At 73.2% G+C, this 19,159-nt stretch carries 20 protein-coding genes; 13 read left to right on the forward strand and 7 right to left on the reverse strand.

Annotated features, from left to right (window positions below):
* Positions 1-73 precede the first annotated feature (73 nt).
* The gene (locus tag CTE05_RS10015) at positions 74-991 is read left to right on the forward strand and encodes an SDR family oxidoreductase (RefSeq protein ID WP_146845989.1); all 918 of its coding nucleotides are present in this window, start codon (positions 74-76) and stop codon (positions 989-991) included.
* Complete coding sequence (locus tag CTE05_RS10020; protein ID WP_146845990.1) at positions 991-1,503, forward strand: TetR/AcrR family transcriptional regulator; 513 nt, start codon at positions 991-993, stop codon at positions 1,501-1,503. The genes CTE05_RS10015 and CTE05_RS10020 overlap by 1 nt, the downstream gene beginning before the upstream one ends.
* Here CTE05_RS10020 and CTE05_RS10025 read toward each other — a convergent pair.
* Entirely contained in the window at positions 1,484-1,912 is a 429-nt protein-coding gene (locus CTE05_RS10025; protein WP_146845991.1) for an SRPBCC family protein, read from the reverse strand. The genes CTE05_RS10020 and CTE05_RS10025 overlap by 20 nt on opposite strands.
* A gap of 10 nt (positions 1,913-1,922) precedes the next feature.
* Complete coding sequence (locus tag CTE05_RS10030) at positions 1,923-2,795, reverse strand: helix-turn-helix transcriptional regulator (RefSeq protein ID WP_186814820.1); 873 nt, start codon at positions 2,793-2,795, stop codon at positions 1,923-1,925.
* Between the two features lie 102 nt (positions 2,796-2,897).
* On the opposite strand from CTE05_RS10030, the gene CTE05_RS10035 reads away from it, so the two are divergent.
* The 10 genes from CTE05_RS10035 (at position 2,898) to CTE05_RS10080 (ending at position 14,190) form a co-directional block, all read left to right on the forward strand.
* A complete protein-coding gene (locus CTE05_RS10035; RefSeq protein WP_146845993.1) occupies positions 2,898-4,238 on the forward strand; it encodes an FAD-binding oxidoreductase in 1,341 nt (446 codons plus the stop codon).
* Between the two features lie 96 nt (positions 4,239-4,334).
* Positions 4,335-6,317: a penicillin-binding transpeptidase domain-containing protein gene (locus CTE05_RS10040; protein ID WP_146845994.1), complete on the forward strand. Its 1,983-nt coding sequence runs from the start codon at positions 4,335-4,337 to the stop codon at positions 6,315-6,317.
* Positions 6,318-6,459: 142 nt separating this feature from the next.
* Entirely contained in the window at positions 6,460-7,422 is a 963-nt protein-coding gene (locus CTE05_RS10045; protein ID WP_146845995.1) for an LLM class flavin-dependent oxidoreductase, read from the forward strand.
* A gap of 190 nt (positions 7,423-7,612) precedes the next feature.
* On the forward strand, positions 7,613-8,605 hold the full coding sequence (locus CTE05_RS10050; protein WP_246123494.1) for an NAD(P)-dependent alcohol dehydrogenase: 993 nt from the start codon (positions 7,613-7,615) through the stop codon (positions 8,603-8,605).
* Entirely contained in the window at positions 8,606-9,034 is a 429-nt protein-coding gene (locus tag CTE05_RS10055) for a hypothetical protein (protein WP_146845996.1), read from the forward strand.
* A complete protein-coding gene (locus CTE05_RS10060; protein WP_371863364.1) occupies positions 9,031-9,246 on the forward strand; it encodes a helix-turn-helix transcriptional regulator in 216 nt (71 codons plus the stop codon). The genes CTE05_RS10055 and CTE05_RS10060 overlap by 4 nt, the downstream gene beginning before the upstream one ends.
* 120 nt (positions 9,247-9,366) lie before the next feature.
* Positions 9,367-10,002, forward strand: coding sequence for a DUF4386 domain-containing protein (locus CTE05_RS10065; protein ID WP_146845998.1), 636 nt, complete (start codon positions 9,367-9,369; stop codon positions 10,000-10,002).
* Between the two features lie 9 nt (positions 10,003-10,011).
* The gene (locus CTE05_RS10070; RefSeq protein ID WP_146845999.1) at positions 10,012-11,811 is read left to right on the forward strand and encodes an SLC13 family permease; all 1,800 of its coding nucleotides are present in this window, start codon (positions 10,012-10,014) and stop codon (positions 11,809-11,811) included.
* 11 nt (positions 11,812-11,822) lie between these two features.
* Positions 11,823-13,301 carry a leucyl aminopeptidase gene (locus CTE05_RS10075; RefSeq protein WP_146846000.1) on the forward strand — a complete coding sequence of 493 codons (1,479 nt, stop codon included), beginning with the start codon at positions 11,823-11,825 and terminating at the stop codon, positions 13,299-13,301.
* 7 nt (positions 13,302-13,308) lie between these two features.
* Entirely contained in the window at positions 13,309-14,190 is an 882-nt protein-coding gene (locus CTE05_RS10080; RefSeq protein WP_146846001.1) for a cation efflux transmembrane domain-containing protein, read from the forward strand.
* Positions 14,191-14,275: 85 nt separating this feature from the next.
* On the opposite strand, the gene CTE05_RS10085 is transcribed toward CTE05_RS10080, so the two are convergent.
* The 5 genes from CTE05_RS10085 to CTE05_RS10105 all read right to left on the reverse strand — a co-directional run bounded on the left by CTE05_RS10085 (position 14,276) and on the right by CTE05_RS10105 (position 18,329).
* Positions 14,276-15,040 (reverse strand): ABC transporter permease, encoded by a 765-nt coding sequence (locus tag CTE05_RS10085; RefSeq protein WP_146846002.1) that lies wholly within the window; start codon positions 15,038-15,040, stop codon positions 14,276-14,278.
* Positions 15,037-15,819, reverse strand: a complete 783-nt coding sequence (locus CTE05_RS10090) for an ABC transporter ATP-binding protein (RefSeq protein ID WP_281286177.1) — start codon at positions 15,817-15,819, stop codon at positions 15,037-15,039. The genes CTE05_RS10085 and CTE05_RS10090 overlap by 4 nt, the downstream gene beginning before the upstream one ends.
* 20 nt (positions 15,820-15,839) lie before the next feature.
* Positions 15,840-16,685: a DUF4097 family beta strand repeat-containing protein gene (locus CTE05_RS10095; RefSeq protein ID WP_146846004.1), complete on the reverse strand. Its 846-nt coding sequence runs from the start codon at positions 16,683-16,685 to the stop codon at positions 15,840-15,842.
* Positions 16,686-16,768: 83 nt separating this feature from the next.
* Positions 16,769-17,257, reverse strand: coding sequence for a histidine kinase (locus tag CTE05_RS10100; RefSeq protein WP_146846005.1), 489 nt, complete (start codon positions 17,255-17,257; stop codon positions 16,769-16,771).
* 421 nt (positions 17,258-17,678) lie between these two features.
* A complete protein-coding gene (locus CTE05_RS10105) occupies positions 17,679-18,329 on the reverse strand; it encodes a GntR family transcriptional regulator (protein ID WP_246123496.1) in 651 nt (216 codons plus the stop codon).
* 100 nt (positions 18,330-18,429) lie between these two features.
* Here CTE05_RS10105 and CTE05_RS10110 point away from each other — a divergent pair, with 100 nt between their 5' ends.
* A complete protein-coding gene (locus CTE05_RS10110) occupies positions 18,430-19,155 on the forward strand; it encodes an alpha/beta fold hydrolase (protein WP_146846006.1) in 726 nt (241 codons plus the stop codon).
* Positions 19,156-19,159: the final 4 nt, after the last annotated feature.

Below are 19,159 nucleotides of genomic sequence, written 5' to 3' on the forward strand. Positions count from 1 at the left end.
ATTCGACCCCGCGACGGCCGGGTGTGCCTGTTAGAGTGCCAACCAACCAGTTGGTTTACGTTCAGGAGCCCAGATGTACGTCGTCCCCGACCAGACCGGACGCACCGTCGTCGTCACCGGCGCCAACAGCGGCACGGGCCGCGAGGCCGCCGAACGCCTCGCAGCCGCCGGTGCCCACGTCGTCCTCGCCGTCCGTACCGCGGAGAAGGGCGAGAAGGCGCTCGCGGAGATCCAGGCCGCGCACCCCGGTGCGTCCGCCGAGGTGCGGATCCTCGACCTGGCCTCGCTGGCCTCGGTGCAGGCCTTCGCCGACGACCTCGGCCGCGACCTGCCGCACCTCGACACCCTCGTCAACAACGCGGGCGTCATGACCCCACCCACCCGCATGGAGACCGAGGACGGCTTCGAGCTCCAGCTCGGCACCAACTACCTCGGCCCGTTCGCGCTGACCAACCGGCTCCTGCCGCTCCTGCTGGCTGCCCCGGAGGGCCGGGTCACCACGATGAGCAGCGGCATGGCGGCCGTGGGGCGCATCCGGTTCGACGACCTGCAGTGGACCCGGCGCCGGTACAGCCCCACGCGGTCGTACGCCCAGTCCAAGCTGGCCGACCTCCTGCTCGCCCGCCAGCTCGCCCGCGTCTCGATGCAGCGCGGCTGGGCACTGCGCAGCAACGCGGCCCACCCGGGGTTCACGCAGACCAACCTGCAGACCGCGGGTGCGTCGCTCGGCAAGGACGCCGTGCACCGGTCGTCCATCGCGCGCTTCCCGTTCGTCCCGTCGCAGCTGCCCCCCGAGGGCGCCGAGCCGATGCTGTTCGCGGCCGCCGACCCGCGCGCGGTCGAGGACGGCTACTACGGTCCGACCGGCCGGTTCGGGCTCGTCGGCCCCACCGGTCCCGTCCGCCTGAACCGTCGCATGCGCGACGACCGCACCGCCGCCCGCCTCTGGGCGGCGGCGGAGGACCTGACCGGCACCGCGCTCCCGGCGTGATGGCCGCCGACACCCCGCGCCGGATCCTCGACGCGGCCGCCGACGAGTTCGCCGAGCGCGGGCTCGCCGGGGCGCGGGTGGACCGGATCGCCGAGCGGGCCGGCGCCAACAAGCAGCGGATCTACGCGTACTTCGGCAGCAAGGACCGGCTGTTCGAGCGGGTGGTCGAGGACCAGATCGAGCAGCTGCTCGACGCCGTGCCGTTCGACGCGGTCGACCTGCCCGGGTACGCGGTCCGGCTCTGGGAGTTCAACCTCGCGCACCCGTCGCTCGTGCGGCTGCTCCTGTGGCACGCGCTGGAGCGGCCCGGGATGCAGGTCGGGCACACGGAGTCGTCGCACGCCCGCAAGGTCGCTGCTCTGCGTGCCGTGCGGGGTGACGACGAGTGGCCCGCGGACCGGCTGCTCGGCCAGGTGCTCGCGCTGGTGCACGGCGTCACGCTCGCCCCGGGGCCCGACCTCGAGCACACGCGCGCGGACCTGCGTCGCGCGGTCAGCCGGCTGGTCGGCTGACCGGCTCGATCACGGCGCGCAGCCGCTCGGGCTGGACGCCGTCCTCCTTCGCGATGGACCGGCGGACGACCGGTGCGAGCACCTTCAGCGGACCGCGGACCTCGACGTCGGCGAGCAGGCGCAGGCTCGTGCCACCGGCCGCCGCGGCGAGCGTGTACGTGTAGACGGCGGTCACCGGGCCGGAGCGCGAGAGCAGCGCCAGCGTGCGGGGCGCGTCGAGCGTCTCGACGACGGCCGTGCGCTCCTTGCCGCGGACGGTGAACGTCACGACGGCCCCCGCCGACACCGGTCCGCTCATCGCCGTCACACCTGGCATCCAGCGGGGCGCCAGGGACCAGTCGGTGAGTGCCGCCCAGACCGCGTCGGGGGGTGCGGCGATGGTCGTCGTGGTGTCGATCGCGGTCGTCATGGGCGCGACGCTAGGCGCGTGCCGACGGGCTGTCTTGGACGGGATTGACCACCGGCGCGAAGCCCGGCTCCGTCGCGGCGTCGCCGTAGACCGCGCGGTAGGCCGCCACGTACGCGGCGGGCGTCGTGCCCGTGTGGCGGCGGAAGTGCCGGATGAGGTGCGCCTGGTCGTACCAGCCCCGGTCGGCGGCCACCTGACCCCAGCCGACCGGGCGACCGGTGTCGAGCGACGCCAGCAGGTCCCGCATCCGGGTGACCCGCGCGAACGTCCCGGGGCTGAGGCCGACGACTCGTCGGAACCCGCGGTCCAGGTGGGCGTGCGACAGGTGCAGCTCCCGGGCCACGTCGGCGACCGGACGCCCCGGGTCCGCGACGAGCGCGGCCACCGCGGCCTCGACCGCGTCGGTGCACCGGGGCAGCGCGGGCTCGTGCCCCGCGACGGACTCCCGGAGCACGTCCTCGACCGCCGCGATCATGTCGCCGGGGTCGTCGAGCGCCAGCAGCTCGCGACGCACCGGCGCCCAGGGTTCCGCGCCCACGAGCCGGCCCCGCAGCGCGCGCGGGTCGACGCCGAACGCGGTCGCGCAGCCGATCGGCGTCGCGACGACCCCGACGCACCACGTCTCCCCGAGCGGGCGGTTCAGCATCGGCTGGTCGTCGGGCCCCAGCAGGAACCCCGTCCGCGCCACGTGCCCGTCACCGTGCCCGTTGCGTGCCACCTGCGCGATGGGCGCCCCGAGCACCAGCCCGAGCACGGCCGAACCCGTCGGCGCCACCCGCTCGGCGGGCGCGCGCAACCGGCCGCGGGCGTACCAGATGCTCGCCACGAACCGCCGGAGCGGACCCGTCGGCTCGTGCGTCAGGTAGGTGAAGTCGTCGGTCACCCGACGATCGTCGCGCACTGTCGGAGGTCGGTGGAAAGGTCGTGCTCGGATGCCTGCCCGCATGACAACCTGCCCGTGACCGACCTGCAGAGGAGCTCCGGCATGTCCCATCCCCTCGCCTCCCTCGTCGCCGGACCCGTGCTGACCCCGGGCGAGGAGGGGTTCGACGACGAGGTCGCTCCCCACAACCGCGCGGTCGTGAACAGTCCCGACGTCGTCGTCGGGGCGACGAGCACGCAGGACGTGGTCGCGGCGGTGCGCTGGGCCGCGGAGCACCGGGTTCCGTTGGCGGTGCTGGCCACCGGGCACGGCGCGACGTCGCCCGTCACGTCCGGCGTGCTGCTGACGACGCGTCGGATCGGCGGGGTCGAGGTCGACCCGGACGAGCGTGTCGCCACGATCGGAGCCGGGGCCCGGTGGACCGACGTCGTCCCCGTCGCCGACGCACACGGGCTCACCCCCGTCGCCGGCTCGTCCACCCACGTCGGCGTCGTCGGCTACCTGCTCGGCGGGGGGATCGGCCCGTTCGCGCGCAGCCACGGGTCTTCGTCCGACCGGCTCCGGTCGCTGACCGTGGTCACCGGGACGGGGGAGGTGGTGGAGGCGTCGGCCGACGAGCACCCCGACCTGTTCTGGGCGCTCCGCGGCGGCAAGGTCGGGCTCGGCGTCGTGACGCAGGTCCGGCTCGAGCTGGTCGCGATCCCGGAGCTGTACGCGGGCGCCCTGTTCTTCGATGCCGAGCACATCGAGACCGCGCTGCGCGGCTGGATCGCGTGGACGGCGAGCGCGGACGCCCAGACGACGACGAGCGCGGCGATCATCTCGTTCCCCGACCTCGAGGCCGTCCCGCCGTTCCTGCGGGGCCGGACGGCACTCGCCCTGCGCGTCGCACGGCCCGGCGACGCGTCGGCCGGCGAGGCGGCGACGGCTCCCCTGCGCGCGCTCGCCCCGACGTTCCTGGACACGGTCGGTGTCCTGCCGGTCGCGCGCGCCGTGGAGATCCACAACGACCCCGTCAGGCCAGGGCCCGGCTGGGTGCGCGGGCTCATGCTCACCCATGCGGACGACGACCTCGCGACCGCCTGGCTCGGCGTCGTCGGACCGGGAACCGGCCATCCGTTCGTGGCCTCCGAGCTGCGCCACGTCGCGGGTGCCACGGGCGTCGACGTGCCTGGCGGGTCGGCCGTCTCGGGGCGGGGTGCGGCGTTCGTCGCCGGCGTCGTCGGCAACGACCCCACGCAGTTCGCCACCACGCTGCCCACCTGGGCGGCCCGGCTCGGCGCCGCGCTCGGGCCCTGGACCGCGGCGGAGCTCAACCCGAACTTCGCGGGGACGGGCACCCCGGTGTGGGCGCCGGCGACCGCCGACCGCCTGACGCAGGTCCGTCGGGCGTACGACCCCGTGGGCGTGCTCGCCCGGCCGCGGTCTGAGGAGGAGTCGTGAAGGGTGCCCCGTTCTCGCCCGCGGGACCATCAGGCGGTGGCACGCTCTCGGAGCGTCGTCCGAGCGAGACGCAGTCGCACGTGACGAGAGGACAGCATGACGTTCGCAGGTGAACGGGCAGCAACGAGGCGACGGCTCCTGGGCGGAGGCATCGCGCTGGTCACCGTCGTCGCAGGGCTGGCCGCGTGCTCGGCCGAGCCGCCGAACCCCGACAGCGCGACGGCAGCGCTCGCCTCTGCGCTCGCGTCCGGCGACTTCACCGAGGCGCCGTTCTCCGGTGGCGCGGCCGACGTGTCCGCGGCGACAGCAGCCCGGACCGCCGCGTTCGAGGGCCTCGCCCCGTGGGAGCCGCAGGTCGCCGTCGTCTCGACGACGATCGACGAGAAGGACAAGGACCTCGCGACCGTCACCCTCGGCTACACGTGGGACGTCGACGAGAGCGACGCCGACTGGACGTACGAGACGCACGCGAAGCTCGCCCGGGACGACGAGGACGTCTGGCACGCCACGTGGTCGCCCTCGATGCTGGCGCCCGACCTCGCCGAGGGTGAGGTGCTCACCGTCCAGAAGGCGCGGGCGGACCGTGCGAACGTCCTGGGTGCGGGCGGTGCGGTGATCGTCGAGCCGCGGCTCGTCCACCGCCTCGGCATCGACAAGACCCAGGTCGCACCGCCCGAGCAGGAGGCCGCGGCACGAGCGCTGGCGTCCGCGCTCCGGATGGACCCGGAGGCGTACGTGGCGAAGGTGGCCGCGGCAGGCGAGAAGGCGTTCATCGAGGCGATCACCGTCCGCGACGGCGACCCCGGCTACGACGTCGCGGGCCTCGCCGCGCTGGCCGGCGTGAACGACGTCACCGACATGCTGCCGCTCGCCCCCACCCGGCAGTTCGCCCGCCCGATCCTCGGCACGGTCGGACCAGCCACCGCGGAGATCATCGAGAAGTCGGACGGGGCCGTCTCGGACGGCGACCTCACCGGCCTGTCCGGGCTCCAGCGCCAGTACGACGCCCAGCTGCGCGGGCTGCCCGGCCTCACGATCACGGCGTCGCAGCCCGACGGCGCCGCCCCGCGCCGGCTGTACGTGGTCGAGCCCACGCCCGGGACCCCGCTCACGACCACGTTCGACGTCGGTCTGCAGGGCGCTGCCGAGGCCGTCGTGGCCACGGTCGGGCCCGCCAGCGCGATCGTCGCGATCCGGCCGTCCACCGGGGACGTGCTCGCGGCGGCCAGCGGCCCCGGGGGTGAGGGGATGTCGACCGCGACCCTCGGCCAGTTCGCTCCGGGTTCGACGTTCAAGGTCGCGACCGCTCTCGCGCTGCTGCGGTCCGGGCTCTCCGCCGAGAGCGACACGACGTGCCCGGCGACGGTCTCGGTCGACGGGCGGACGTTCACCAACTTCCCCGAGTACCCCACCGACAAGCTCGGCACCATCCCCCTCGCGACCGCCTTCGCCAACTCGTGCAACACGGCCTTCATCTCGGCCAGGGATGCCGCGAACCAGGACGCGCTCATCGACGCCGCCGGGTCGCTCGGCCTCGACCCGCACGCAGCGCTCGGGTTCCCGGCCTTCCTCGGCGACGTCCCGGCCGACTCGGACGGCACCGACCACGCCGCGTCGATGATCGGCCAGGGACGCGTGCTGGCGTCGCCGCTCGGCATGGCGACGGTCGCCGCGTCGGTGGCTCGCGGCCAGACCGTGGTCCCGCGTCTCGTGGTCCCGGCGGAGGGGGCGGCCACGCCGTCGCCCACCGACGACGCCACCGCGGCCAGCGAGGAGCCGACGGACGCGCGGCGCCCGACCGTCCCGCTGACCGCCGACGAGGCCGCGACCCTGCGCCAGCTCATGCGCGGCGTGGTGACGGAGGGCGGCGCGACGTTCCTGCTGGACGTCCCCGGCGACGAGGTGGCGGCCAAGACCGGCACCGCGCAGTTCGGCGAGGCGGGCAACCTGCAGAACCACGTCTGGATGATCGCGATCCAGGGCGACCTGGCCGTCGCGGTGTTCGTCGACGTCGGCGAGTACGGGTCGACCACCGCCGGGCCGCTCCTCGAGCAGTTCCTGCGGGCGGCACAGGGCTGACACCCCGGGGGGAGTCCGAGCCGGTGGGCCCGAGGCTGTGAGAGCGTCGGGGCATGAGTGACGAGGACACCGGGACGCAGGACGGGCGGATCGCCGAGGTCGTCGCGGTCGGCGACCCGGCCCGCGCGATCGAGGAGATCCGATGACCGGCCCGACGACCCAGCGCGCCGTCGGCGTCATGCTCCCGCGGGACCTGCCCGCCCACCAGTTCCGGACCTACGCGCAGCGCGCGGAGACGCTCGGCTTCGACGAGCTCTGGGTGGTCGAGGACTGCTTCTTCCGCGGCGGGATCGCGCAGGCGGCCGCGGCGCTCGCGATGACGGAGCGGATCCGGCTCGGCATCGGCATCCTGCCCGCCGCGGTGCGGAACGCGGCGTTCACCGCGCTGGAGGCGGCGACGCTCGCGGAGCTGTTCCCGGGGCGCGTCGACATCGGCATCGGGCACGGGATGCCCGGCTGGATGCGCCAGGTCGGGGCGTGGCCGGCGAGCCCGCTGACGATGCTGGGGGAGCACCTGGAAGCGGTGCGCGCGGTGCTGACCGGCTCTCGGGAGAGCGTGGAGGGTCGATACGTCCAGCTGGACGGCGTCGAGCTGAGCACGCCGCCCAGCAGCGTGCCGCGGATCCTCGCGGGGGTGCGCGGACCGAAGTCGCTCGCGCTCGCGGGCAGGTCCGCCGACGGCACGATCCTCGCGGAGCCGGTCACCCCCGAGTACGTCGCGGAGGCGCTCCGGCACATCGCCCCCACGCGTGAGCACCGGATCGTCGCGTACTGCGTCGCGGTGGTCGACGACGACGCGACCGCAGCCCGCGCTGCCGCTCGGCCCGCGCTGGAGTGGATCGGGGAGCCCGACTGGGACGTGCACATCGCTCCGCTGCCGTTCGCCGAGGCGTTCCGCGCGCTGCGGGCGTCGTCGGCCACCCGCGAGGCGTTCGTCGCGGCGATGCCCGACGCGTGGGTCGACCAGCTCGCCGTCGTCGGGACCGTCGACGACGCCCGCACCCGTATCGGGCAGCTGCACGACGCGGGCGTCACGACGACGGTCCTGATGCCCGTCGGCACCGACCCCCTGTCCGCCCTGGAGGACCTCGCGCGCGTGCTGTAGCGGGGCCGTCGTGGGCGCGCGGGCCGCGCCGACTCCCGCGACCACGCCCTGGAGCACGCGCCATCGCCCCGAGCCGTCACCCAGGGCTTTGTTCGTCCCACCGATGCCCGTGCGTGTTAAGAAGTCTTGACATGATGTCTGGTTCGCCATACCTTCGCTGTGTCAACAATTCTTTACACAGGAGACTCCGATGGACGTCCGGACCCGCACCATGCAGGCCATCACCCAGCGCGCGTACGGCTCGTCGGAGGTGCTCGCGCACGCGACCGTGCCCCGCCCGGCGCCCCGGGCCGACGAGGTCCTGATCGCCGTGCGCGCCTCGTCGCTGAACTTCGCCGACGTCGCCACGATCACCGGCCGGCCCGGCCTCATCCGGGCGGTGACCGGCCTGCGCGGCCCGAAGAACCCGGTGCCCGGCAGGGACGTCGCCGGGGTCGTCGAGGCGGTCGGCGCGGACGTCACCGACCTCCGGCCCGGTGACGAGGTCTTCGGGGAGGCCACGGGAGGCGCGTGGGCGCAGTACGTGGCCGTGCCGGCGAAGCTCGTCGCGCGCAAGCCGGCGAACCTGTCCTTCGAGCAGGCCGCCACGCTGCCGCTGGCCGCCGGGACGGCGCTCGACTGCGTCGCAGGGGTCCGGCCCGGGCAGAAGGTGCTCGTCAACGGCGCGTCGGGCGGGGTCGGCACGTTCACGGTGCAGGCGGCCACGGCGCTCGGGGCGGAGGTGACCGGGGTGTGCAGCGGGCGCAACGCGGAGCTGGTCCGCAGCGTCGGCGCGGACCACGTCGTCGACTACGAGCGCTCCGACTTCACCAGCGACGGCACCCGGTACGACCTGATCGTCGACCTCGTCGGCAACCGCAGCCTCGCGGCCTACCGGCGCGCGCTGACCCCGCACGGGACGCTGCACCTGTCCGGTGGCGGCGGCGGCTCGATCATCGGGCCGCTGGCCCGGATCGCCCAGGCGGCCGTCGTGAACCTGTTCGTCGGCCAGCACCTCAGGCCGGTGTTCGCCACCGCGAGCCGCGCGAAGCTGGACCGGCTGCGCGAGCTCGCCGAGGCCGGCGCGTTCACTCCCGCGATCGAGCGGACCTACCCTCTGAGCGACGCCCCGGAGGCGGTGCGTCGCCACATGGCCGAGCACGCCCGCGGCAAGACCGTCCTGACCGTCGCCGAGGAGCGCTGAATGTCGTACGAGGAACGCAACGTCTGGGTGATGCTCGTCGTCTCCGTGCTCGCGTACGCGGTGTACGTCGTCGTCGTGCTGACCCGGGCGCGGGAGGTGCCGCTCACCGAGGTCGCGTACGTCGGGCCGCTCCTGTGGTCCATCGGCGGCGCCATCGTCGTCTCGATCCTCGCCTCCATCGCCGTCGGGCTGGCGAACCGGCGGGACGGGCACCTGACCGACCAGCGCGACAAGGAGATCAACCGTGTGGGCGAGCGCACGGGGCAGTCGTTCGTCGTCATCGGTGCGCTCGCCGCCCTGGTCCTGGCGCTGCTCGAGGTCGACTGGTTCTGGATCGCCAACGTCCTCTACCTCTGCTTCGTCCTCTCGGCGATCGTCTCGTCCATGACCAGGCTCGCGGCCTACCGGCAGGACTTCTCCACGTGGTGAAGCCTCCGACGCGGGTCACCAACACCATCCGCACCCTGCGCTTCACCCACGGTGAGATGACCCAGGCCGAGCTGGCCGAACGCATCGGGGTCACGCGCCAGACCGTCATCGCCATCGAGCAGGGCCGTTACTCCCCGTCGCTCGAGATGGCCTTCCAGATCGCTCGCGTGTTCGACGTCCCGCTCGACGACGTCTTCCAGTACCCGGGCTGATCCCGCACCACCCCGGCACGAGACGCACCGCCGTCTCGCGATCCCGCACGCCCACAACCACCCCCGCACGAGACGCACCGCCGTCTCGCGACGCCGCACACCCTCAGAGAGGTACCTCCGATGAACGCACGCCTCGCAGGACTGCTGTATCTCGTCGTCGCCATCTGCGGCGGCTTCGCCGAGCTGGCCGCACGAGGGGCGATCAGGGCGTCCGACGACGTCGCCCAGGCACTGCGCGACAGCGCGGACCTCATGAAGGTCGCGTTCGCCGCGGACGTCGTCGCCTACGCGTGCTTCCTGCTCGTCGGCCTGTCCCTGTACGCCCTGTTCAAGGACGTCCACCGCATCGCCGCGATCGCGATGCTCACCATGAACGCGGTCAGCGTGGCCATCCAGAGCCTCAACCTGGTCAACCACGCGGGTGCAGCGCTCGCGGCGCAGCGGGGCTCCGACGACCTGGCGGTGCTGTTCCTCGACCTGCACGGCGTCGGGTACCTGATCGCGCAGGTGTTCTTCGGCGGGTGGCTGATCCCGCTCGGCTTCCTGGTCGTCCGGTCGGGCATGGTGCCGCGGTTCTTCGGGTACGCCCTGATCGTCGGTGGCGTCGGCTACCTGCTCGGGCTCGTCGTCGAGCTGGTCGCACCCGGCTCCGACGGCCTCGCGCTGGCCCTGGGCCTGCTGGGCGGGCTCTCCGAGATCGCGTTCCTCGGCTGGCTGCTGGTGCGGGGCGTTCGTCAGCCGGTGCTTGTGCCCTAGTTTGGCAGGGTGTCCGACGCCACGCTGAGCCTGCTGGTCCTGGCGGGCTGCGTCGGCCTCTTCATCTGGAACCGGCTCAGCGTCGGCGTCGTCGCGATCCTCACCGCGCTGGCCCTGTACGCGACCGGGCTGATCACCGCGAACGAGGCGGTCGCCGGGTTCGGTGACCCGGTCGTCGTGTTCATCGCGTCCCTGTTCGTGCTCAGCGAAGGGCTCGAGTCGTCGGGCGTCACCGCGTGGGCCGGGCAGCAGCTGATCACGCGGGCAGGGACGGCGCGCAACCGGCTGCTGATCGCGCTCATGGGACTGTCGGCGGTCATGGCGGCGCTCGTCACCCCCAACGGTGCGGCCGCGGCGCTGCTCCCCGTGGTGGTGCTGGCGTCGCGACGGTCGAAGCAGTCGACGTCGCAGATGCTCATGCCGCTCGCGTTCGCCGCCAGCGCGGGTGCGCTCCTGGTGCTCAGCGGCAGCACCGTGAACGTGATCGTGTCCGACGCCCTCTTCGAGGCCACCGGCGAGCGCTTCGGGTTCTTCGAGTTCGGGCTGATCGGGCTGCCGCTCGTGCTGGTCACCATCGCGGTCTCCGTCCTCGTCGGCCGACGGCTCCTGCCCGACCGGTCGCCGACGTCGCTGCCCGCCGACTACTCCGCGCACGTCGACACGCTCGTCGAGCACTACAGCCTGGACGTCGGCTTCTTCCGGCTGGCCGTCCAGACGGGGTCCGACGTCGTGGGCCGCCGGCGCGAGCAGGTCGAGGTGCCCGACGGGGTGGTCCTCATCGGGGTGCAGCGGGCCGGCGGGTCGCCCGCCGGCGAGGACGACACCCTGGACGCCGGCGACGTCGTCGTCGTGACGGGGGAGAGTGCCGGCATCACCTCGCTGGTCGACCGGCACGGCCTCACCGTCGCGGCGACGCCCCTGACCCGGAGCACGCGCGAGGCGCTGCTCGGCCGTGAGGTCGGCGTCGCGGAGCTGGTGATCCGGCCGCGGTCGCGCGTCATCGGGGAGGTCGTGTTCGCCGGGCTGGTCCGGTCCGGGGTCACCGTCCTCGGTGTCCGGCGGCTGGGCAAGGACCGCGGCGGCGACCACCTGGTCCTCGCCGAGGGGGACTCGCTCCTGGTGCACGGTCCGTGGTCCTCCGTCGAGGCGTTCGCGGCCGACGACGACGTGCTCATCGTCGACAGCCCCGAGATGGTGCGGCGGCAGACCGTCGCGCTCGGACCGAAGGCGTGGCGGGCGATCGCAGTGCTCGTCGGGACCGTCGCCCTGCTGGCCAGCGGCGTCGTCCCGCCCGCGATCGCCGGGCTGGTCGGGGCGACCGCGATGGTGATGACCGGGGTGGTCGGCGTCCCGCAGGCCTACCGGGCGGTGTCGTGGCAGACCGTCGTGCTCGTCGGTGGGCTCATCCCGCTGTCGGTCGCGATCGCGTCGTCCGGCGCGGCCGACCTCGTCGCCGGCTGGCTGGTCGGGATCGTCGGCGACGGCAGCCCGCAGGTGGTCCTCGCCGCGATCTTCGTGCTCACCGTGCTGCTCGGTCAGGTCGTCAGCAACACCGCGACCGTGCTCATCGTCGCGCCCATCGCTGTGGCCATGGGCAACGAGTCGGGGGTCGCGCTCGCGCCCGTCCTCATGCTCGTCGCGGTCGCCGGGGCCGCGTCGTTCCTCACCCCGATCGCCACCCCCGCCAACATGATGGTCATGGGGGCGGGCGGCTACCGGTTCGCCGACTACTGGAAGCTCGGCCTCGCGACCACGCTGGCGTGGTTCGTCGTCGCGGTGCTTCTCATCCCCGTCATCTGGCCCACGTAAGGAGCACGATCATGCCGTTCGACCCCATCCCGTCCCGCGCCCGGTTCGAGGAGCTGTCGGTCCGGGTGGCCGCACCCGGTGCCGGCGCCGGCCGCGCCCTCGGGCTGGCCGTGACCGCGACCGGCGACGTGCCGTCCGGGGTGCCGCTGGACCGCGCCGCGCTCACCGAGTGGGGGTTCCGCGGGGCCGTGGGCGAGACGCTGATCCTGCCGCGCGAGGGCGGTGCCGTGATCGCGACGGGCGTCGGCGACGAGCCGTCGGAGGCGGCCCTGCGCGACGCCGCCGCCGCGTTCGCGCGGGCGGCCGGTCGCGACGACGTCCTCACCACCGACCTCGCCGGGGCCGGGGTCTCGGTGGAGTCCGCCGCGCAGGCCGTCGTCGAGGGCATCCTGCTCGGCCGATACCGCTACGACGCCCTCAAGTCCGACCCGTCCACGGTCCCCGTGCGCGAGATCGTGCTCCTCGTCGAGGACGCGTCGGCCGACGACGCCCGCCGCGGCGCCGACCGCGGCGTCGTGATCGCGCGTGCGGCGTCCCTGTCCCGCGACCTGGCCAGCACCCCCGCCGGGCACCTCACCGCGCCGGACCTGGCCGACGTCGCCGTCTGGCTCGCCGGGGAGCACGGGCTCGACATCGAGGTGTTCGACGAGGAGGCACTCGTCGAGATGGGCTGCGGCGGCCTGCTCGGCGTGAACGCCGGGTCCGTCGTCGAGCCGCGCATGATCGTGATCCGGTACGTCCCCGCGACCGAGCCGACCGGTCACCTGGGCCTCGTCGGCAAGGGAATCACCTACGACTCGGGCGGCATCAGCCTCAAGCCGTCCAACGCGATGCACGCGGCCATGAAGATGGACATGAGCGGCGCCGGGGCCGTGCTCGCGGCCATGACGGCGCTCGCGGACCTCGACGTCCCCGTCGCGGTCAGCGCCTACCTGGCCTGCACGGACAACATGCCGTCGGGGTCCGCGACGAAGCTCGGCGACGTCCTGACCACCCGCAGCGGCCGGACCATCGAGGTGGTCAACACGGACGCCGAGGGGCGCCTGGTCATGGCCGACGCGATCGCGCTCGCCAAGGAGGACGGGGTCGACGCGATCGTCGACATCGCCACCCTGACCGGCGCAGCACTGGCCGCGCTCGGGATGCTGACCGCCGCGGTCATCGGCAACGACGACCGGATCCTCGACCTCGTCGAGGCCGCCGCGACCCGCACCGACGAGCAGGTCTGGCGCATGCCGCTCGACCGCCGGTACCGCAAGCAGCTCGACTCCGAGGTCGCGGACATCAAGAACCTCGGCGGCGAGTACGCCGGGGCGATCACCGCGGCGCTCTTCCTGGCCGAGTGGGTCGAGGACACCCCGTGGGCGCACCTCGACATCGCGGGGACCATGCGGTCCGACGGCGACGACGCGTGGCGGACCAAGGGCGCGACCGGCTTCGGCGCCCGCCTGCTGCTGGAGGTCGCCTCCACGTTCACCGCGACGCGGTGATCGCACAGTGAACGAGCGGCGCGCGCTCCACGAGTCCATCGCGGGGGCCGCCGTCCTGGGCACCCTCGCGGTGGTCTGGGGCATCGCCGCCCAGTCGCGCGTGCTGCTGTTCGACGGCGCTTTCATCCTGCTCGGCATCGTGCTGTCCGCGCTGTCGCTCATGGCCGCGCGCGCCGCGGCCGACGTGCCGAGCGCGCGGTTCCCGTTCGGCAAGGCTGCCGTCACGCCCCTGGCGATCGCGGTCCAAGGGGTGGCGCTGCTGGGCACCCTGCTCTACGCCGGGGTCGACGCCGTCGCGGTCATCACGGCCGGCGGAGCCGACGTCGAACCCGGCACGGTCCTCGCGTACGGGCTGGTCACGATGACGTGCTCCTACGCGCTGGCCCGCTGGCTGACCCACCGCGCCCCGGACTCCGAGCTCGTGGCCGCGGAGGTCGCCCAGTGGCGGGCGGGGGCGCTGCTGAGCCTCGTGTTCGCGGCCGGCGGGGGGCTGGCGCTGGCCCTGTCGTCCGTCGGCGACGTCGTGCGCTACGTGGACCCGGTCCTCGTCCTGGTGGCCTGCCTGGTCCTCCTGCCGATCCCGCTGCGGCTGCTCCGGGCTGCGGGCCTCGAGCTGCTGGAGGCGGAGCCGCCCGCCGAGGTGCGGAGGGTGCTGGCCGACGCCGTGACGTCCGTGCGGACCGAGTTCGGGCTTCCCGAGCCGTTCGTCCGCTCCACCAAGCTCGGCAGCCGCCTGTACGTGGAGGTCGACTTCGTCGTGCCCGACGGCGCCTGGGACGTGACCGGTGAGGACCGCGTCCGCCGCGCGCTCATCGGCCGTCTGGAGCCGCTGGGCTACGACCTGTGGGCCAACGTCGAGCTCACCGCGGATCCCGAGCTGGCCCGGTGACCGCTGTCCCGACTCGTCGGGCCGGGAACGCACTCGACCGCCCACGGGAGACCGTGGGCGGTGGAGGCGGTGCGCGATCAGGTGATCAGCTGATCTTGCGCCGGTACGTGCGCATCGCGAAGAGGTACGCGACGACGAGGATGCCGACGCACCAGGCCAGCGCGACCCAGATGTCGTTGCCTACCGGCTGCCCGGCGAACAGGTCCTGGATCGTGTTGACGATCGAGGTCACCGGCTGGTTCTCCGCGAACCACCGCACCGGGCCGGACATCGTCTCCGTGGGGACGAAGGCCGAGCTGATGAACGGCAGGAAGATCAGCGGGTAGGAGAACGCCGCGGCGCCGTCGACGGTCTTCGCCGAGAGGCCCGCGATGACGGCGACCCAGGTGAGCGCCAGGGTGAACAGGGCGAGGATCCCGGCGACGGCGAGCCACGCCCCGATCCCGGCCGACGTGCGGAACCCCATGAGCAGTCCCACGGCCACGATGATCACGAGGGTGATCGCGTTGGCCGCGAGCGACGTCAGCACGTGCGCCCACAGCACCGCCGGCCGCGAGATCGGCATCGAGTGGAACCGCTCGAAGATGCCGCTCTCGAGGTCCGTGAACAGCCGGAAGGCCGTGTACGCGATCCCGGAGCCGATGGCGATCAGCAGGATGCCCGGCAGCAGGTAGTTCACGTAGTTCCCGGTGCCCGTGCTGATCGCCCCGCCGAACACGTAGACGAACAGGAGCATGAGCGCGATCGGGGTGACCGCGGTCGTGATGATCGTGTCGACGCTGCGCGTGATGTGCCGCATCGAGCGGCCGGTCAGGTCGACCGTGTCGCTGACGAAGTGGGTGGTGGTCATGACAGGTCCTCCAGCTTCTCGGTGGTGCTTCCGGGGCCGACGAGCGCGAGGAAGATCTCCTCGAGCGTCGGCTGCTTCTCGACGTACTCGACGGTCGCCGGGGGGAGCAGGGCCTTGAGCTCCCCGAGCGTGCCGTTGGCGATGATGCGGCCCTGGTGCAGGATCGCGATCCGGTCGGCCAGGTGCTCGGCCTCGTCCAGGTACTGCGTCGTCAGCAGGACCGTGGTGCCCTGCGTGGCCAGCTCCTTGATGACCTGCCACACCTCGTTGCGCGCCTCCGGGTCAAGGCCGGTCGTCGGCTCGTCGAGGAACAGCACCGTCGGCCGGCCGACGAGGCTCATCGCGATGTCGAGCCGGCGACGCATGCCGCCGGAGTACGTCGCCACCCGGCGCGAGCCGGCCTCGGTGAGGCTGAAGCGCGCCAGGAGGTCGTCGGCGATCTGGTCGACGTTCTTCAGGTGCCGCAGCTTTGCGACCAGCACGAGGTTCTCCTTGCCGGAGAGGATCTCGTCGACCGCGGCGAACTGCCCGGTCAGGCTGATGGACGACCGGACGCCGAGAGCGTCCGTCGTGACGTCCGACCCGGCGACCGTGGCCGTGCCTGCGTCCTGCTTCAGCAGGGTCGACAGGATCCGGATCATCGTGGTCTTGCCGGCCCCGTTGGAGCCGAGGAGGGCGAAGATGCTGCCCGGTGCGACCTCGAAGTCGACGCCTCGCAGGACGTGCAGGTCGGCGTAGGACTTCTCGACGCCCTGCACGCGGATGGCAGGTGCGGTGATGGACATGGTTGTTCCCTCTCTCATCGGGCGCGGTGGACGGTGATGCTTCCGGCCTGCGTACGGGCGCGGACGGCGACGGACTGCTCGGACGCGGCGGGGGCACGGTCGCCGTCGAGCTGGTTGCGGACGTGGCCGCTCTTGGAGGACAGGTCGAGCCAGGCGGGCACGCCGTCGCGCACGCCGATCGTGATCTGGCCGTACCCGCTCTCGAGCTGGATGGACCCGCTCGAGATCTCGTGCAGCGTGATGGTGCCGTAGGCGGTCTTGGCCGCCACCGAACCGAGCGCCTCCGTGACGTCGAGGTCGCCGTAGGAGAGCTTGGCCTCGAGGTCGCCCCCGGACCGCCCGACCTGGACGGATCCGTGCGACGCCTTGAGCACCGCGTCACCGGTGACGGCGCCGATCCGGATCTGCCCGTGGTCGGCGGTGACCTCGGCCGAGCCGTCCGCGGAGCCGACGTTCGCGTTGCCGTGACCGGCGCGCAGCCACAGGTCTCCGGTGGAGTCGATGTCGACCGGCCCCATCGAGGCCTTGATGCGCGTGGCGCCGAGCCGACCGACGGTGCGGACGCCGCCCATCGAGCCCTCGGCGGTGAGCCGCGAGCCGGCCGGCACCTCGACGCGCACGTCGACCGACTCGCTCGGGCCGATGAAGCTGAACCGCGGCTTCGGACCGGTGATCGTGAGCACCCCGGCGGCGAAGTCGACGACGGTCTCCTCCGCACCGCGGCGGTCGACGGCCTTCGCGGGGTTGGTCGGTGCGACGGTCACGACGGTGTCGGTGCGGTCGCTCGCGACGACCTCGATCGCGCCCACCGGGAGGTGGATGGCGACGTCGATCGGGGTGGGCGTGTTGAACGTGGGCATGCTGACGCCTGCCTTCCTTCTGGGTGTGTTCGGCCGGCCCCGCGGGTTCGCGTGGCTGGTGGGTGTCTGTGTGGGCTGGGCGGTTAGCGGGCCCAGCCGGCGAAGCTGTCGCCGGTGCGCAGCGTGCGCTGCGCTGCTCGTCGTTGCTTGGGCTGGAGTGCGGCGGCGACCGCCCGCACCAGCCACGTGTTGACGGACAGGCCGTCCGCGACCGCCGCCTCGTCGACCTTCGCCTTGAGGGCGTCCGGCAGGCGGAGCGTCGTGCGGGACGTGCTCACGTCGTCGAGGTCGACCGTGGCGGCGGGCTCGTCGTCCGGGTCGTTCTCGGTGCTGGGCTGCGCGACGACGAACTCGACCTCGCGGCCGCGCAGCCGCAGGTCGACCGAGCCGGGGGCGAGGTCACGCGTGATCTCGCCGGCGGCGGCCGACAGGACGTCGAGCAGCACGAGCCGGGTGGCCGAGTCGAGCCCGGCGACGAGCCGCTCGGCGATCGCGCGCGTCTCCTCGGTGCCGTGCTCGGCGGAGTCCAGCAGCTGGCGCTGCAGGCTGCTGACGTACTGGTCCAGGTCCATGGCACCAGCATGACACCACCGTGGTGTCAGGTCAAGCAATCGTGGTGTCAGATTCTGCCAGAGTGGTGTCACGCGAGTGTCTGCGCAGGTCAGGGGCCCGGCACAGGTTCTTCACGACGAGGCACTCGCTGGCACCACCCCCTACGCGCACGCGCCACCCATCGCCCGCAAGCTCTCGTGACACCACCGGCGTCGGGCAGCCAAGCCATGGTTGACGCGATCCCGCCTGAACGCGCAACTCATGGCTTCCTCGCGATCGTGACGCCACGGCTGGATCGTTCGCCCACCCCTGAGTGACGCGACGCGGCCCGCACGCGCCACCCATGGCTTGCTCGTCCTCGTGAACCCGACAGGGGGGTCGTTCAGCGGGGCATGGCGGCGCTCGTGTCGGGTTCGGTGCCGCGAGCCGGCCAGGGGCGTGTCAGTCCGACGAGGTTGGGAGGGTGTGCCAGGTGTCGAAGGCGACCGCTGCCGCGGCGTCGGTGTTGCCGGCGGCGCACGCCCGAATGAGCTCGTCGTGGCGGTCGGGGGAGCGTCGGCCGTCGGCGGAGGCGAACCGGACGCGCTCGATCCTGCGCAGGACGGGCATGTACTGCTCGAGGACCGTGGCGGCGGCCTGGTTGCCGGCGACGGTGACGGGAACGGCGTGGAGCTCGTCGTCGGCGGCGATCGCGGCGTCGATGTCGCCGGCGTCGAGGGCCTCGGCGAACCGGCGGGCCGCGTCGCGCATGGCGTCCAGGTCGGCGGCCGTGAGGTGCGTGACGGCCTCCCGGACCGCCAGCTCGTGCATGGCCGCGACGACGTCGCGAGCGTCGCGCGTCGCCCGCTCGTCGAGCGAGCTGACGACGGTCGAGCGACCCGGCCGCGCGACCACGAGGCCGCCCTGGCCGAGCCGGAGGAGCGCCTCGCGCACCGGCGTGCGGCTCACCCCGAGCCAGGTCGCGAGCTCGCCGTCCCGGAGCTGCTCGCCCGGGGCGAAGGTGCCGTCGGTGATCGCGTCGCGGAGGCGGCGGTAGACGTCGTCCCGCAGCAGGGAGCGGTCGACCGGCGGACGGTTCGTCGGGACGGGCACGCCCCTATGGTGCCCGATCCCTTGACGAGCTGTCTGCAGTACGCAATATATTGCATGCCAATCGTGTTGAAGCGGACATCCGACCAACGAGAGGAAGACCATGAGCACCACCGGCAAGCAGACCATCGTCCTGGTCCACGGCGCGTACGCGGACTCGTCGAGCTGGAACGGGTCCGTCGACGCCCTGCAGGCGGCGGGCCACCGCGTGATCGCCGTCGCCAACCCCCTGCGCGGCCTGGAGAGCGACGGCGACTACCTGCGCAGCGTCCTGGAGACCATCGAGGGCCCGATCGTCGTCGCGGGCCACTCCTACGGCGGCTCCGTCATGAGCCACGCGTCCGACGGGAACCCGAACGTGACGGCCCTCGTCTACGTCGCGAGCTTCCTGGCCGAGGTCGGCGAGAGCCTGCTGGAGCTCGTCGAGAAGTTCCCCGGCGCCGAGCTCGGCGGCGCCGCCGTCCCCACGTCCTACCGCGCCGCCGACGGCACGACGCAGCCGGAGCTGACCATCGACCCGGAGCGCTTCCCCGCGCTGTTCGCGGGTGACGTCGACCCGGACGTGGCGCGACGGATGGCCGTCACCCAGAGGCCCCTCGCGCTCGCCGCGTTCACGGCGCCGGCGACGCGCGCGGCCTGGCGCTCGATCGAGTCCTGGGTGCTGCTGGCCAGGCAGGACCTCGCCGTCCCCGCCGAGCTGGTGCGGTTCATGACGCAGCGGGCGGACGCGCACCTCACCGAGGTCGACGCGTCGCACGCCGTCACGGTCTCGCAGCCCGGTGCGGTCACCGAGCTCATCCTCGAGGCGGCACGAGCGACCGCGCGCTGATGCA

It is taken from the genome of Cellulomonas terrae (genome assembly GCF_007990265.1).
GTDB lineage: Bacteria > Actinomycetota > Actinomycetes > Actinomycetales > Cellulomonadaceae > Cellulomonas > Cellulomonas terrae.